At 62.9% G+C, this 15,564-nt stretch carries 15 protein-coding genes and 1 tRNA gene; 9 read left to right on the top strand and 7 right to left on the bottom strand.

Translation table 11 applies throughout. From position 1 onward, the window contains the following. Positions 1 to 69 precede the first annotated feature (69 nt). From LB533_RS00325 to tkt, 4 genes are all read right to left on the bottom strand, one after another. Complete coding sequence (locus LB533_RS00325) at positions 70 to 1,266, bottom strand: phosphoglycerate kinase (RefSeq protein ID WP_224676418.1); 1,197 nt, start codon at positions 1,264 to 1,266, stop codon at positions 70 to 72. 155 nt (positions 1,267 to 1,421) lie between these two features. Continuing rightward, positions 1,422 to 3,305: a potassium/proton antiporter gene (locus LB533_RS00320; protein WP_224676417.1), complete on the bottom strand. Its 1,884-nt coding sequence runs from the start codon at positions 3,303 to 3,305 to the stop codon at positions 1,422 to 1,424. Between the two features lie 213 nt (positions 3,306 to 3,518). Continuing rightward, positions 3,519 to 4,529 (bottom strand): type I glyceraldehyde-3-phosphate dehydrogenase, encoded by a 1,011-nt coding sequence (gap, locus tag LB533_RS00315; protein ID WP_140554200.1) that lies wholly within the window; start codon positions 4,527 to 4,529, stop codon positions 3,519 to 3,521. A 211-nt stretch (positions 4,530 to 4,740) separates the two neighbouring features. Next, on the bottom strand, positions 4,741 to 6,732 hold the full coding sequence (gene tkt, locus LB533_RS00310; RefSeq protein ID WP_224676416.1) for a transketolase: 1,992 nt from the start codon (positions 6,730 to 6,732) through the stop codon (positions 4,741 to 4,743). Between the two features lie 259 nt (positions 6,733 to 6,991). Between tkt and LB533_RS00305 the strand changes: the two genes are divergently transcribed. The 4 genes from LB533_RS00305 to LB533_RS00290 all read left to right on the top strand — a co-directional run bounded on the left by LB533_RS00305 (position 6,992) and on the right by LB533_RS00290 (position 9,551). Next, entirely contained in the window at positions 6,992 to 7,264 is a 273-nt protein-coding gene (locus LB533_RS00305) for a DUF4164 domain-containing protein (protein ID WP_023763725.1), read from the top strand. A 4-nt stretch (positions 7,265 to 7,268) separates the two neighbouring features. Further along, positions 7,269 to 7,634, top strand: coding sequence for a cell division protein ZapA (locus tag LB533_RS00300; RefSeq protein ID WP_140500552.1), 366 nt, complete (start codon positions 7,269 to 7,271; stop codon positions 7,632 to 7,634). Positions 7,635 to 7,803: 169 nt separating this feature from the next. Beyond that, on the top strand, positions 7,804 to 8,463 hold the full coding sequence (locus LB533_RS00295) for a peroxiredoxin (RefSeq protein WP_140500553.1): 660 nt from the start codon (positions 7,804 to 7,806) through the stop codon (positions 8,461 to 8,463). Between the two features lie 215 nt (positions 8,464 to 8,678). After that, positions 8,679 to 9,551 carry an MBL fold metallo-hydrolase gene (locus LB533_RS00290; RefSeq protein WP_140643621.1) on the top strand — a complete coding sequence of 291 codons (873 nt, stop codon included), beginning with the start codon at positions 8,679 to 8,681 and terminating at the stop codon, positions 9,549 to 9,551. An 87-nt stretch (positions 9,552 to 9,638) separates the two neighbouring features. Here LB533_RS00290 and rpoH read toward each other — a convergent pair whose 3' ends face one another. Then, positions 9,639 to 10,550 (bottom strand): RNA polymerase sigma factor RpoH, encoded by a 912-nt coding sequence (rpoH, locus tag LB533_RS00285; protein WP_027023478.1) that lies wholly within the window; start codon positions 10,548 to 10,550, stop codon positions 9,639 to 9,641. A 209-nt stretch (positions 10,551 to 10,759) separates the two neighbouring features. Further along, entirely contained in the window at positions 10,760 to 11,815 is a 1,056-nt protein-coding gene (locus LB533_RS00280) for an RluA family pseudouridine synthase (protein WP_140643619.1), read from the bottom strand. A gap of 25 nt (positions 11,816 to 11,840) precedes the next feature. Here LB533_RS00280 and LB533_RS00275 point away from each other — a divergent pair, with 25 nt between their 5' ends. The 4 genes from LB533_RS00275 (at position 11,841) to LB533_RS00260 (ending at position 13,620) form a co-directional block, all read left to right on the top strand. After that, positions 11,841 to 12,239 (top strand): fimbrial protein, encoded by a 399-nt coding sequence (locus LB533_RS00275; protein WP_140500558.1) that lies wholly within the window; start codon positions 11,841 to 11,843, stop codon positions 12,237 to 12,239. 38 nt (positions 12,240 to 12,277) lie between these two features. Then, entirely contained in the window at positions 12,278 to 12,685 is a 408-nt protein-coding gene (locus tag LB533_RS00270) for a VOC family protein (protein ID WP_140554190.1), read from the top strand. 90 nt (positions 12,686 to 12,775) lie between these two features. Further along, positions 12,776 to 12,850 (top strand) — tRNA-Glu (locus LB533_RS00265). A gap of 392 nt (positions 12,851 to 13,242) precedes the next feature. Further along, positions 13,243 to 13,620, top strand: a complete 378-nt coding sequence (locus LB533_RS00260) for a hypothetical protein (RefSeq protein ID WP_140643617.1) — start codon at positions 13,243 to 13,245, stop codon at positions 13,618 to 13,620. A 184-nt stretch (positions 13,621 to 13,804) separates the two neighbouring features. On the opposite strand, the gene LB533_RS00255 is transcribed toward LB533_RS00260, so the two are convergent. Further along, a complete protein-coding gene (locus LB533_RS00255) occupies positions 13,805 to 14,008 on the bottom strand; it encodes a hypothetical protein (RefSeq protein WP_140500562.1) in 204 nt (67 codons plus the stop codon). 262 nt (positions 14,009 to 14,270) lie between these two features. Here LB533_RS00255 and LB533_RS00250 point away from each other — a divergent pair, with 262 nt between their 5' ends. Then, positions 14,271 to 15,236, top strand: coding sequence for a DUF2865 domain-containing protein (locus tag LB533_RS00250; protein ID WP_224556294.1), 966 nt, complete (start codon positions 14,271 to 14,273; stop codon positions 15,234 to 15,236). The last annotated feature ends 328 nt before the right edge of the window (positions 15,237 to 15,564 follow it).

The following is a 15,564-nucleotide window of genomic DNA, read 5'->3' as shown; positions in this document are numbered from 1 at the left end:
ATGACGCCGGAAAGCTCCAATCGATCGAAAGTCCCGGCAACGCTGCGCGCTCGCCTCGAGTTGATCGTCTCAACGCTTGAGCACGTCGACGCCCGGCAGCGGCTTGCCTTCCATCCATTCGAGGAAGGCGCCGCCGGCGGTCGAGACATAGGTGAAATCGTCGGCAACCCCGGCCTGGTTGAGCGCCGCCACGGTATCGCCGCCACCGGCCACCGAAACCAGCTTGCCGGCCTTGGTGCGCGTCGCCGCATGCCTGGCTGCCGCCATCGTCGCGCGGTCGAAGGGTTCGATCTCGAACGCGCCGAGCGGGCCGTTCCAGACCAAGGTCGCGGCGCGGTCGATCCAGTCGGCAACGGCCTTCACGGTCTTTTCGCCGACATCGAGGATCATGCCATCCGCCGGAACGTCCGAGATGGCGACGGTTTCGCTGGCCGCACCCGCCTTGAATTCCTTCGCCACGACACCGTCGACGGGCAGGATGATGGCGCAGCCGGCCTCGGCCGCCTCGATCATGATCTGCTTGGCGGTAGCGGCGAGGTCGCGCTCGCACAGCGACTTGCCGACGTCGGTGCCGCGTGCGGCGAGAAAGGTGTTGGCCATACCGCCGCCGATGACCAGCGCGTCGACTTTCTTGACCAGGTTCATCAGCAGGTCGATCTTGGTCGAGACCTTGGCGCCGCCGACAATGGCGACCACGGGGCGAACAGGATTTCCAAGGCCCTTCTCCAGCGCTTCCAGTTCGGCCTGCATGGTGCGGCCGGCAAAGGCCGGCAACAGATGCGCCAGTCCCTCGGTCGAGGAATGCGCCCGGTGGGCAGCGGAGAAGGCGTCGTTGACGAAGATGTCGCCATTGGCGGCGAGCCGTTCGGTGAAGGCCGGGTCGTTCTTCTCCTCGGCCTTGTAGAAGCGGGTGTTCTCGAGCAGCAGCACGTCGCCCTTGTTCATGGCGGCGACCGCACTTCCCGCCGTGTCGCCGACGCAGTCGCCGGCAAAGCCCACGGGGCGGCCAAGCACCTCGGCCGTCGCCCTGGCGATCGGCTCCAGCGAGAATTCCGACGAAGGACCGTCCTTGGGCCGGCCGAAATGGGCGAGCAGGATGACCTTGGCGCCCTTGCCTGACAATTCAGCGATGGTCGGCGCGATGCGTTCGATGCGGGTCGTGTCGGTGACCTTGCCCTCAGCGACGGGAACGTTGAGGTCGACGCGCACCAGCACGCGCTTGCCATTGATGTTGCCGATATCGTCCAGTGTCTTGAAGCTGGCCATGCTGGTTCCTTTCGCTGAGAAATCGCCGGGACCATACCCCGCACCGACGACGATGCAAGACTTGGCTGGGGAGGGCGCGAAATTTTCAAGGCGAAGGCGTTGACGTCGCGAAGCGTCACGGCAGGCGGATGGGTGCGGCGCAAAGGATCGCCGTGTCAGCTTTCGGTCGTTGCCTTTTCCACCGCCGGCTCGGTTTTCTCGTCTGCGCGTGCCGCGGTGATCGGTGTTTCCACCGGCTTGCGCCAGGTTTGGACGAAAGCCTTGATCCGGTCGGCGATCTCGCCTGCGCTGAGGAAGACCGGTACCCGCGCCACGGGCGCGGTCGGTTCGAAGGAGAGGCCCAGGCCTGTGATCCTGCCCTTGTCGTCGACGTCACGCACGATCAGCTCGATCGGGCCGATCAGCACGCGGTCGGCGTATTCGACATGACCGCCGAGCCGCGCCGTGACCAGAGCGCCGACGGTCAGGTTCTGTTCCGCCTCGCTCAGGCCCGGCGCGTAAGCGGCTTCCAGTTCGGCAGCGGAACGCGCCGGATCGACAGCAAAGGCACCGAAGAAATCGGCATCCTCGGGGTCGACGACGGCGCGGCTGGCGAACAGCTTGTCGAGGAGGCGTGGATAGCGGTCCGGCACGAAGATGTAGACCTGGTCGCCGGCGGCAAGCCTGCCCATGTCCTGGAAACGCATCGAGCGTCCGTCGCGCAACACCAGCGAGGGCCGCGCCCAGCGAGGGATGCGCTCGCCGCGTGCCACCGGGCTGCCCGGCGCGACGCGGTAGGCGAGGAGCTCGTGATGGGCCGAGCCCGGCAGTTCGAGCTCGACCTTGTCGAGAGGTCCGAGCCGCGCCGGCACGATCAGGCCGAGACGGCGCGCCAGCGGACCAACGGTCCAGCCCTGGATGACGAGTGACACCAGGACGATGATGAAGGCGGCGTTGAAGATGGTGCGGCCATTCTCCAGCCCGCCGAGCAAGGGAGTGATGGCAAGCAGGATCGAGACGGCGCCGCGCAGGCCGACCCAGGAAACGAAGGCGACTTCGGGGCGCGGCAGACGAAACGGGATCAGGCAAAGCCAGACCGCGATCGGCCGGGCGACGAACATCAGGAACAGGCCGAGCAGCACCGCCGGCACCATGATCGCCGGAAATTGCGAGGGCGTCGCGAACAGGCCGAGGATCAGGAACATGATGATCTGCGCCAGCCAGGACATGCCGTCCTGGAAGCGTTTGAGGATAGTGACGGCGCGGATGTCGGAATTACCCGCGATGAGACCGGCAAGATAGACCGCCAGGAAACCGGAGCCGCCGATGGCGCCGGCGGCGGCGAAGACCATCAGCGACAGGGTCAGCACGAAGATCGGCAGCAGGCCATGGTCGAGATTGAGCCGGTCGACGAGGCGCACGATGGCGAGGCCCCCCAGCACGCCGACAATGGCGCCCAGGCCCATATTGATGAGGAAGCCGAGCATGAGGTTGGTGACCAGGACATTGGCCTCGGGGTCGGCATGGGCGGCTATGATCTCGACCAGGGTGATGGTCAGGAAGATGGCGATCGGATCGTTGGTGCCGGACTCCACCTCCAACGTGGAGCGCACGCGCTCGCGCAGATTGATCTCGCCGGCGCGCAGAAGAAAGAACACGGCGGCCGCGTCGGTGGAGGCGACGGCGGCACCGAGCAGGAAGGATTCCAGCCAGGTGAGATCGAGCATATAGTAGGCGGCGGCGCCGAACAGGCCAGTGGTGAGGATCACGCCGAATGTGGCCAGCGACAGCGCCGGCCCGGCTGCCTGCCGCAAGGCATTGAGAGGCGTGCCGAAGCCGGAATCGAACAGGATCACCGCCAGCGCCAGTGAGCCGGCAAAATAGGCGATGCGGGCGTTGTCGAACTCGATGCCGAGGCCATCGGTTCCGGTGGCGAGCCCGATGCAGAGAAACAGAAGCAGCAGCGGTGCGCCGAAGCGGAAGGCGATCAGGCTCGAAAACGCGGCGACGACGACAAGCGCGGTGCCCACCAGCGTGACGAGATAGATCGCATGCTCCATCCGTGATTTGTCCCCTGCCTCTTCTCTGGATTCAAGGAAGAGTGGGGCGAAGGCATGGCCGGCGCAAGGCGGGAGAGCGGTTTTTTGGCCGAAGCCCTACAACTTCGTCGTCCTTGGGCTTAGCAGGAGCGAAGCGACGCCTTGCCGAGCACTCCGACGAAAAACGCCCGGACGAAGCCGGGCGTTTCAAGTCTCTGGAAGATGGGCCCGCGATCAGGCGATGGTCTTGCCGAAGGCGACCGCGGTATCGCCCATGCGATTGGAGAAGCCCCATTCATTGTCGTACCAGGACAGCACCGAAACGAAGTTGCCGTCCATCACCTTGGTCTGGTCGAGCGCCACGATCGAGGAGTGCGGGTCGTGGTTGAAGTCGATCGACACGTTCGGATGATGGGTAACCGACAGGATACCCTTGAGCTTGCCGTTGGAGGCGGCGATCACCGCCTCGTTGATCTCCTGCGCCGACGTCGAGCGCTTGGCGATGAACTTGAAGTCGACGACCGAGACGTTCGGCGTCGGCACGCGGATCGAGATGCCGTCGAGCTTGCCCTTGAGCTCGGGCAACACCAGGCCGATGGCCTTGGCGGCACCGGTCGAGGTCGGGATCTGCGAGAGTGCCGCGGCGCGGGCGCGGTAGAGATCCTTGTGCATGGTGTCCAGCGTCGGCTGGTCGCCGGTGTAGGAATGGATCGTCGTCATCATGCCCTTTTCGATGCCGACCGTCTCGTGCAGGACTGCGGCCAGCGGCGCCAGGCAATTGGTGGTGCAGGACGCGTTCGAGATAACGATGTGGTCCTTGGTCAGCTTATCGTGGTTGATGCCATAGACGACAGTGAGGTCGGCGCCTTCGGCCGGCGCCGAAACGAGGACGCGCTTGGCGCCGGCGGTCAGGTGCGCGGCGGCCTTGTCGCGGGCGGTGAAGATGCCGGTGCATTCGAGCGCGATGTCGATGCCGAGCTCCTTCCACGGCAGCTGGGTCGGATCCTTGATCGCCGTGACCTTGAACGTCTCCTTGCCGACGGTGATCTGATCGCCGGAAACCGACACTTCGTGCGGGAAGCGGCCGTGTACGCTGTCGTAGCGCAGGAGGTGGGCGTTGGTTTCGACCGGGCCGAGGTCATTGACGGCGACGACGTCGATGTCCTTGCGGCCGGATTCATGGATGGCGCGCAGGATGTTGCGGCCGATGCGGCCGAATCCGTTGATGGCAACTCTGACGGTCATTTTTCTCTCCTTGGGAGCTGGAGGGCAGACGATTGGTCCGCAGCTTCATAGCGGCGGAAGCGGAAAGAATCCAGCCGCGGCGACGTGGATTTAAATCGATTAGGTCAGGCCAGTCCGGCGGAACCGCTGTACGCGGTTTCGCCGGGCGTTCTTGTTTCATACATGTCGCTGTCCCAAAATCGAGATACACTTTTGGGCAACATGCACGGCCTTACTTGCCATGCAGGCGGGCTTCCGCCGCCTTCGCGGCCGCCTCCGCGGTGATGCCGAAATGCGGATAGAGCTGCTCGATCGTTCCCGAGGCGCCGAAGCCGGTCATGCCGATGAAGATGCCATCGGAGCCGATGATATGATCCCAGCCTTGGCGGATGCCCGCTTCGATCGCCATCTTCACTTTCGCATTGCCGATCGTCTTGCGGCGGTAGTCCTCGCTCTGCTTGTCGAACAGTTCGAAGCAAGGTACCGAGACGACGCGGGTCGGATGGCCGTGCTTCTCCAGGAGGTCGCGGGCGCCGAGCGCGATCTCGACTTCCGAACCCGTGGCGAAGATCGTCACCGCGGCTTCGCCACTGGCGGCGGCGAGCTCATAAGCGCCCTGACTGCTCAGGTTCTTCTCTGTGAATTCGGTGCGCACGGTCGGCAGGTTCTGTCGGGTCAGCGCCAGCGTCGACGGCGTCTTTTGCGATTCAAGGGCCAACTGCCAGCATTCGGCGGTCTCGACCGCGTCCGCCGGACGGAACACGTTGTGGTTCGGGATGGCGCGCAGTGCCGCCACATGCTCGACCGGCTGATGGGTCGGGCCGTCTTCGCCGAGACCGATGGAGTCATGGGTCATGACGAAGATCGAGCGGATGCCCATCAGCGAGGCCAGCCGCATCGAGGGGCGGGCGTAGTCGGAGAAGCACAGGAAAGTGCCGCCATAGGCGATCAGGCCGCCATGCAGCGTCAGACCGTTGATGGCGGCAGCCATGCCGTGTTCGCGGATGCCGTAGTGAACATAGCGCTGGCCGTAATCGTCCGGCGTGATGTTCTTGGTCTGGCTGGTCTTGGTGTTGTTGGAGCCGGTAAGATCGGCCGAGCCGCCGATGGTTTCCGGCACGGCGCCGTTGATGACTTCCAGCGCCATTTCGGAAGATTTGCGGGTGGCGACCTTCGGCTTGTCGGTGGAGAGCTTCTTTTTGTAGTCGGCAATGACGGCGTCGAAGTTGGACGGCAGCTTGCCGGCAACGCGGCGCTCGAACTCTGCCCTGAGCTTGGCGTCGGCCTTGGCGAGGCGGCCTTCCCAGTCGGCGCGCGCCTCGGCGCCAGCCGTGCCGGCGCTGCGCCAGGCATCGAGGATGTCGGCTGGAACCTCGAAGGGGGGTGACTCCCAGTTGAAGAACTTGCGCGCGCCGGCGATCTCGTCGGCGCCGAGCGGCGAGCCATGCGCCTTGTTGGTGCCGGCCTTGGTCGGGGCGCCGAAGCCGATGGTCGTCTTGCAGGCGATCATCGTCGGCTTGTCGGAATGGCGGGCGGCTTCGATCGCATAGGCGATGGCTTCCGGATCCGTGCCGTCGATGTGGCTGGCGTTCCAACCGGAAGCCTGGAAGCGCGCGACCTGGTCGGTGTTGTCAGCCAGCGACACCGGGCCGTCGATCGAGATGTTGTTGTTGTCCCAGAACACGATCAGCTTGTTGAGCTTGAGGTGGCCGGCAAGCGCGATCGCCTCCTGGGAGACACCTTCCATCAGGCAGCCGTCGCCGGCCAGCACATAGGTGTAGTGGCTGACGAGGTCGTTACCAAAGGCGGCGTTCATGATGCGCTCGCCGAGCGCGAAGCCGACAGAATTGGCAAGGCCCTGGCCGAGCGGGCCGGTGGTCGTTTCGATGCCGGCGGCGTGGCCATATTCGGGATGGCCGGCGGTTTTCGAGCCCAACTGGCGGAAGTGCTTGATCTGGTCGATCGTCATGTCTTCGTAGCCGGTCAGGTAGAGCAGCGAGTAGAGCAGCATCGAGCCATGGCCGGCCGACAGGATGAAGCGGTCGCGGTCGGCCCAATGCGGCGCCTTGGCGTCGAATTTCAGGAAGCGGGTGAACAGTACCGTGGCAATGTCGGCGCAGCCCATGGGCAGGCCGGGATGGCCGGAATTCGCCTTCTCGACGGCGTCCATGGAGAGAAAGCGTATCGCATTGGCCATCCGGTCATGTTGTTCACGCGACGTCATGGTTCCTCCGGGGTGGGGTTCGGGGCCTTGGGAGAGCCCTTGAAAAGCGTGCGCGACACATAGCAGGCGCGCACTTTTAGTCAACAAACCGGTGCGCATTTGCCGGCCTTGTGATGCCGCGGGCAGGCCTATATTAGCGTTAGCAGGGGACAGTCGCGAGAGCTTTGTTGACGTCGCCTTCACCCGGTGCCTAATGTTTCAGAGATAACGCGTTCTGAACGCGAACGATTCGGTGATGGGCAGGGCACAGGACGAGGCCATGACCGGGGAAACGACACTCAAGGAAGTCATCGCAAGGCTGGGCAAGGCCATGGAAGGCCTGGAAAACGCCGTCGCGGCCAAGCTCGAGCACGAGCGCGATTATTCGGAAGCCGAGGCCGAGGTGCAGCGGATGAATGCCGACCGCTCGCGGCTGGCGCAGGAGCTCGACAATTCCGAGGCGCGCGCCGAGCGGCTGGAGGATGCCAACAAGGAAGTGTCGCGACGACTGGTGACCGCCATGGAAACCATCCGCGCTGTGTTGGATAGGTAGGCTCATGGCACAGGTCACGGTTTCCATCGACGGCAAGCAGTATCGGATGGCCTGCGACGAAGGCCAGGAAGAGCATCTGATCGATCTCGCCGAGCGTTTCGACCGCTACGTCTCGCATCTGAAGGATTCATTCGGCGAGATCGGCGACCAGCGGCTGACGGTCATGGCCGGCATCATGGTCATGGATGAACTCTCGGAGCTGCAGAAGCGCGTCAAGGGCATGGAAAGCGAAGTGCTGACCTTGCGCAAGACCCGCGACGAGGCGCTGACCAAGGCCGACAAGAGCGACAGCGTGCTGACCAACGCGCTTGGCGCGCTGGCGCAGCGCATGGAAGATCTTGCGGCGACGCTGGCCGTCAACAAGGCATAAGCGGTCTCCCCGGAAAATCCTGCCGAACTTGGCGGCAAGATGAGAAATTTTTTCGCGGGCGCGACGGGCGCCTGTGGCTTTAGGCATTTGTGGGTTGCCGCCGAGGTGTTAAAAAGATTTGAGCGCTCGCCAGCCGTTGCCGGCATCATTTCAAGGGTAGGGAAACATCATGAGCCTTCGCATCAACGATATCGCCCCGGATTTCACCGCCGAGACCACGCAAGGACCGATCAGCTTTCACCAGTGGATCGGTGACGGCTGGGCGGTGCTGTTCAGCCACCCGAAGAATTTCACCCCCGTCTGCACGACCGAGTTGGGCACGATGGCGGGGCTCGAGGGCGAGTTCAAGAAGCGCAACGTCAAGATCATCGGCATTTCGGTCGATCCGGTCGAAAGCCACGGCAAATGGCAGGACGACATCAAGACGGCGACCGGCCATTCGGTGAACTATCCGCTGATCGGCGACAAGGATCTCAAAGTCGCCAAGCTTTACGACATGCTGCCTGCTGGTGCCGGCGAGACCTCGGAGGGTCGCACGCCCGCCGACAATGCCACCGTGCGTTCGGTCTATGTCATCGGGCCCGACAAGAAGATCAAGCTGGTGCTGACCTATCCGATGACCACGGGCCGCAACTTTGACGAGATCCTGCGCGCGGTCGATTCCATGCAGCTGACCGCCAAGCACCAGGTGGCGACGCCGGCGAACTGGAAGCAGGGCGAGGACGTCATCATCACCGCGGCCGTTTCCAACGAGGACGCCATCAAGCGCTTCGGCGCCTACGAGACCATCCTGCCCTATCTCCGGAAGACCAAGCAGCCTTCCGCGTAGACCATTTGTTTTTGCCCAGTTCCCTGGGCAAAGCGCTATGCGCTTTCCCGGGAAACCGCTTGGAATTGCTCCAGTTGCCTGGACGGCTTTTTTCGACTTCCGTAGCTTTTCTGGCAAGGCGTGCTTGACGGCAGCGCCCTGCTAGACAAGCATGCTCTTATGTTGCTCTGGCAGAGAAAATCATTCCTGCCCGGCTAACGGGAGGGGAAGTCGGATTGGACCTAGGTTCGGCAAAGCCTGAAGTCACCGGTTTCCACGACAAGCCGACCGGCGCCATCCAGTATGTCATCGCCGACCGGGTGACGAATCGGTGCGCCATAATCGATCCGGTTCTCGATTTCGACGAGAAGTCCGGCGCCACCTCGACCGGCAATGCCGATGCGCTGCTGGATTTCATCAGGGCGGAGGGACTGAGCGTTGAATGGATCCTCGACACCCATCCGCATGCCGACCATTTCTCTTCCGCGCAGTACCTGAAGCAGAAGACCGGGGCGCCGACGGCGATCGGCGAGAGGATCGTCGACGTCCAGAAATTGTGGAAGGCGATCTACAATTGGCCGGACTTTCCCGCCGACGGTTCGCAGTGGGATCGGCTGTTCGGTGACGGCGAGACTTTTCGGGTGGGGACGCTTCCAGCAAGGGTGCTTTTCTCGCCCGGGCACACGCTGGCGTCGATCACCTATGTGATCGGGGATGCAGCCTTCGTGCACGACACGCTGTTCATGCCCGACAGCGGCACCGCAAGAACGGATTTTCCCGGTGGCAGTGCCGCGCGCCTGTGGCACTCGATCCAGGACATTCTAGCCTTGCCGGAGGACACGCGCGTCTTTGTCGGCCATGACTATCAGCCCGGCGGGCGTCAGGCGCTATGGGAGAGCACGGTTGCCGCGCAGAAAGCCGACAACATTCATCTTGCCGCCGCGCGCAGCGAGGCCGAGTTCGTTGCCCTTCGCGAGGCGCGCGACCGGACATTGCCGATGCCGAGGCTGATCCTGCATGCGCTACAGGTCAACATGAATGGCGGACGCCTGCCGGAACCGGAAGCCAATGGCCGACGGTATCTGAAATTTCCGCTGGATGGGCTTTGAAGCAATCACGGCAGCCGATGCGGTATACGAAAAAGGCGGCGCCAGTTTCCTGACGCCGCCTGGATGTTTCGTTGCCGAACTTGGCTTTTAAGCCGCCGGCTGCGCCTCGATGGTGCGCAGCGCCTGGGTCTGGCGCTTGGCGGCGGCCTTGACCGCATCCTGCACCTTCTCGAAAGCGCGCACTTCGATCTGGCGCACGCGCTCGCGGCTGATGTCGAACTCGGCCGACAGTTCTTCCAGGGTCAGCGGCTCATCGGCGAGGCGGCGCGCCTCGAAGATGCGCCGTTCGCGTTCGTTGAGCACCGCAAGGGCGCCTGACAGCATGCCGCGCCGGTTTTCCAGCTCGTCCTGCTCGATCAGCATCTCTTCCTGGCTTTCGTGGTCGTCGACCAGCCAGTCCTGCCATTCGCCGGACTCGCCTTCCGTCGCCCGGATCGGCGCGTTGAGCGAGGCGTCGCCCGACAGGCGGCGGTTCATCGACACGACTTCCGCTTCCGAGACGTTCAGCCTCGTGGCGATTTCGGCGATCTGGTCGGGCTTGAGGTCGCCGTCGTCAAGCGCCTGGATCTTGCCCTTCACCTTGCGCAGGTTGAAGAACAGACGCTTCTGGTTGGCGGTCGTGCCCATCTTGACCAGGCTCCACGAGCGCAGGATGTATTCCTGGATCGAGGCCTTGATCCACCACATGGCGTAGGTCGCGAGGCGGAAGCCACGCTCGGGCTCGAATTTCTTGACGGCCTGCATCAGGCCGACATTGCCTTCCGAGATCACTTCGCCGATCGGCAGGCCGTAGCCGCGATAGCCCATGGCGATCTTGGCGACGAGCCGCAAATGGCTGGTGACGAGCTTGTGCGCGGCGGAAGTGTCCTCATGCTCGGCATAACGCTTGGCGAGCATGTACTCTTCCTGCGGCTGAAGCATCGGAAAGCGGCGGATCTCTTCCAGGTAGCGGCTGAGGCCGCCTTCGCCGGAAACGATACTGGGTAGTGACTGGGCCATGATAGCGCCCCCTCTCTATTGGAGTGATGCCCCCGAAACGAGGCGGGCATGTGACGCGAGCACCAAAGGCTTGCTCGCGACATCGGATATATACAGGAACAAAACCAGAAAAGACAGGCATTTGTTCAACACGAAACAGTGTGTCACGCTGAAGTGAACAACGCCAGTCAGGTTTTTTGACGGTTGATTTGAAGCTTGCCAGTGGCGGATCACAGATTGCGCAAGCCGCCGACGACTTCCTCCATGTCCCTCGGTATCGGTGCCTCGAACCTCATGGATAGATGGGTAGTCGGATGGCGAAATTCAAGGAGCCAGGCGTGCAAAGCTTGCCGGGAAAATGCCTTGACCTGGCTTCTCAGCGGTTCGGGCAACCGGTTCGCCTTGGTGCGAAAGGCCTGGCCGTAATCGGGATCACCGAGTACCGGATGACCGATATGGGCCATGTGGACGCGGATCTGATGGGTGCGGCCGGTCTCTAGCCGGCATTCGACCAGACTTGCGGTTGCGAATTCCTTTTGGTTTTCGCCGAAGCGCTCCTGCACCGCAAAATGGGTGACGGCGTGGCGGGCATCGTCGCGTCCTTCGGGTACCACGGCGCGCCGTACACGGTCGGCGGCGCGGCCGAGCGGGGCATCCACCGTTCCGGCCGGCCGCTGCGGTATGCCCCAGACCAGCGCCAGGTAGGCGCGCTCGAGATCGCCTGTCAGGCCGTGATCGGCAAAGGCCTCCGAAAGCGCCTTGTGGGCGCGGTCGGTCTTGGCCACGACCATGACGCCGCTGGTTTGCTTGTCGAGGCGATGGACGATGCCCGGCCGGCGCACGCCGCCGATGCCGGACAGGCTGTCGCCGCAATGATGGATCAGCGCATTGACCAGCGTGCCGGTCCAATTGCCGGCGCCGGGATGGACGACAAGCCCGGCGGGTTTGTTGATGACGATCAGTTCGTCATCTTCGTAGAGGATATCGAGGGCGATGTTTTCCCCCTGTGGCTCCGCCGGTTCCGGCTCCGGCATGGCGACCGAGACAGTTTCGCCCGGCGACATCTTGCGCTTGGTCTCGACAACGGCCTTGCCGTCGACCAAGACCGCGCCCTGCCTGATCAGCATCTGCACGCGACTGCGCGACATGTCCGGGCCGAGCCTGCCTGCCAGCCACTGATCGAGGCGCTGGCCGGCATCGTCGGCTCCGGCCACGAGCACGGTCGGTTCTGCCTGCATGAATTGGTCCTCTATCAATCCGGGGGCCTCTTCGTTATGAGCGCTCATCGAGAATCGTTCCGGAATGTTTGCCATGGCCCGCCCCGCCGCCGACGAAGACGCCGTTGTTGAAGGCGGGGAAAAGCCGCTCAACCCCGAGATCGAAAAGGTGCGCGGCAGGCTCATCCGCTTCATGGCCATCAATCTCGGCCTGCTGTTGCTGGCCCTTATGGTGGTGATCGCGGCGATTGTCTACAAATCCCGCAAGGCAGCGCCGGTGAGCCCGCCGCTGGCCGGCGACATCCAGGTGCCCGCCGGCGAGCCGCTCAGCGGAGACATCGTGCTGCCGGTCGGCGCCAGGGTGGTCAGCCAGTCGCTGTCCGGCAATCGCGTCTCGATCGACGCCGAACTCGTTGATGGCAGCCGCACGATCTTCGTCTACGATATGGGCGAGCGGCGCATAATCGGCCGCTTTGCAATCCGCAACAAATGAAGCCCGGCGACAATGCAGCAAACAAGTTTGCCGCAGAAATGACCGGCTTTGCCGAAAACCGTCATATCGCCACCGTCGCGCTGGTCGTCGACAGCTATGACGAGGCGATCGACTGGTATGTCGGGCGGATGGGCTTTGTGCTCCTGGAGAATGTGGACCTTGGCGGCGGCAAGCGCTGGGTGACGGTGGCGCCGGCCAGCGGGCGCGGCGCGCGGCTGCTTCTGGCCGAGGCCTCCGACGAGGCACAAAGAAAGAGCATCGGCAACCAGACCGGCGGGCGGGTTTTTCTCTTCCTCGAAACCGACGACTTCGCCCGCGATCATGCGGCGATGGTGGCGAAGGGCGTCGAATTTCGCGAGCCACCGCGCTTGGAGCCCTACGGCACGGTGGCGGTTTTCGCCGATCTCCACGGCAATCTATGGGACCTGATCGAGCCCAAACGCTAGCACCGGCCGGCTTTTTCTTGATCCCGGGAAAGCCGGCGGAACCCCAGTTGCTTTTTCTCCGCCGCCAGCCTATATCGCCGGTTCTTGAACGCGCCCATCGTCTAGCGGTCAGGACACCGCCCTCTCACGGCGGGAACAGGGGTTCGATTCCCCTTGGGCGTACCAAGAAAAACGGCTTAGCCGTTGATCCCCAGCATCGAACAATATTCAGCCGCCCCCGCTCGAGCGCTCCGTCAGATACAGTGCATGGAACGCTGGCTGGAGCCGGGTTCGGAGCTATGGCGTGGAGGCGGGCGTCGGTTAAGGTTTCGTTTACCTATAACCTGTCTACTGGAGACAATTCACCCGCGACCACGGATGTACTGGCGCTGCGGTGAAAACAAAGGTCGGCTCACGCCGGCCTTTTGTTTTTTGGCCGGCCGTTGCGGTAAGGCCGCCTCCAATGCTTTCGGCAATACCTTCGTCAAAGCATATTGTCCTTGCCATTTCAGGCCCTACCATCAATCCTGCCGTGCGCACGTGGGCGGCTGGAGAGGGTCGAAGGTCGAGGAATTGCAATGAAAAGAACCGCTGGAATGCTCCTGATTGCCGGCGCGGTGGTGATGGGCGCCACATCCCCGTCGGCTGCCGCTCAGCTCAACACGATGGACGAAGTCGGCACGGCGATCCAGGCATGCTGGACGCCGCCAGCGGATGCTGGAAATTCCATCGTCACGCTGAGCTTCAGCTTCAAGCGCGACGGCACGCTGCTTGGTCCGCCACGGCCGACCGCCGCCAAGGTGGCCGGCGACGACAAGGCGCGAAAGTCGTTTATCGACGCCGCAACGGCCGCGGTGAAGAATTGCACGCCGCTCAGCCTTTCGCCGCAACTCGCGCAAGGGATTGCCGGCAACGTGTTCACCTTGCAATTCGTCTCTCCCAAGGTCGGCGAATAGCTGTTTTCCGCAACTCTCCGCGCAGGGCGCGCCGCGGCTTATGTGTTGCGCCGTTCGGCATTCGGCGGATCGCCGATCCCGCTTCCATTTTTTACGCAATTCCTGAGGGAAAACATCTGCCGGCGTCAGTGAGCCGCTCAGGTAGCTACTACCAAACCATCTCGCCCGGCACCGCCCTCATCGGTCAGTGGCTGGTACGCCGCGCCTCGGCGTGCCGCGCCAGGTCGGGTGTCTCGAAGACGTAGTCGTTCCAGGCCGATTCCGGGATTTGCCCGGCCAGATAGCATTCCAGCAGCAGGTTTTGCTCGGCGCTCAGGGGCCTCGGATCAAGTCCCAGGGAATGAAAAAGATTTCTTGTCAGTTCCGATACCGTGACCTGGATCGACATCTGCGTTCTCCTTCGCGCTTCAACGCGAAAGGCCGGGCAAAGGTTTCAGGGCCGGATGCCGATAACGCCGGAGTGATCCGGCAGGCCTGCCAGCCATCGGTCCGGCTGCATTGTTTTGCAGTTCGTCTCAATCTTGAAATAAAAATGCAATATTGAATTCACAGAGGTTCTTCTATTAAACTAGAGACAAGTCTCTCAATGCATGGAGGCTAGAAAGATTAGATAAAACTCATTTAGTGAAAGCTTACCGAAGTCGAAAGAGTTGTCATTCCAGGTTCTCAGCAACAAGGGCCGCGTCCTTCCGATGATCCGTTTCTGGTCCCCCATGATGATCGCGTTCGTCACCCTGACCGTGCTCGCGCTCGGCATGTCCAGTTCTTATGCCGACAGTTGCAGTGCAATAAGAAATCAGTTGTCTTCGGCCGGCCGTGGCGGCGGCACGAGCCCCGAGCTTGCCCAGTTGCACCGCCAGCTTGCCGCCATCCAAGGCATCGAGAGGCAGCGCAAGTGTACGGCGAAAAATTCCCTCGGTGGTTTCTTCAACGCATGCGCCGATCTTGCCAGGAACAGGAGCGAGGTGCAGCGCCGGATCGCGGCGGCCTCCAATTCAGGCCGGGACATGTCGGGGCTGCGGGCGCGTTTTGTCGCGCTTGGCTGCGCGCCAGCGGCAAAGCGCGCGGCGGCGAAGACCCAATCGGTGTCTGTGACGGCGCCAGCGGCGAGGGCAACGGGCGCCGGCAACGCTATGCTGTTCTGTGTGCGCCTTTCGGATGGATATTTCTTCCCAGCACCCAAGTCGCAGTTCGCCGGCAGCGACGATGTGAAGGATATGGCCGATCAATGCCGCTACATCTGCGACGAGCCGGGGGTCGACCTCTATACGCTCAGCGACGTCAGCCTCGAAACCGAAAAGATGGTCGCTCTCGACACGCGCAAGCCCTACACCGATCTGCCGACCGCATTCCGCTACCGCGACGACGTCAATTTCAAGGCATGTGACCTAAAACGCTACTACAGCAGGGTCGCCGAATTGAGGGCCAGAACGGTGACGCCCACAAACATGACCAATGCCATCATCCCCTTGCCGTCGGCCAAGCCGGATCTCGGCAGCGTCGCGGCAATTCCCGCGGCGGACGCCGAAGCCTCCGGGGCGGCCCAGCATCAGTCGGTAGAGGCCGGCAAGCGGCCGGTGAGAATAGTTGGCCCGGCCTTCTTCCCAGCCGAATGATCATCCGCTCCGGGCGTAGGCGCGGTTTCCCAGCCAATGTCAATTTTGGGTGGCATCCATCAGTCGCAGACCATGCGAACCCTCTTTCCGGGTTCGCTGACATTCCTGCATGCCAGCGGCTTTTCCTCATCGGAGGACGGCGGAGGTGGCCTCGAAACTCTTGAAAGATGACGTCTCGGTGCGGCGCGCGGCGCGGTCCTGCGCTCGGAAAACCGGGCTGGCGGTTGTGGCGGCGCCGGAAAAGCGTCGTTTTCCATTCCGGACGGCCCGTATTCCACATTGGGCGGCGGCCGGTCCCAGAAACGCCGGGCATCGAGCGGGCGCGGAA

It is taken from the genome of Mesorhizobium sp. BR1-1-13 (genome assembly GCF_020165515.1).
GTDB lineage: Bacteria > Pseudomonadota > Alphaproteobacteria > Rhizobiales > Rhizobiaceae > Mesorhizobium.
This window is presented reverse-complemented; position numbering and strand designations above follow the sequence as displayed.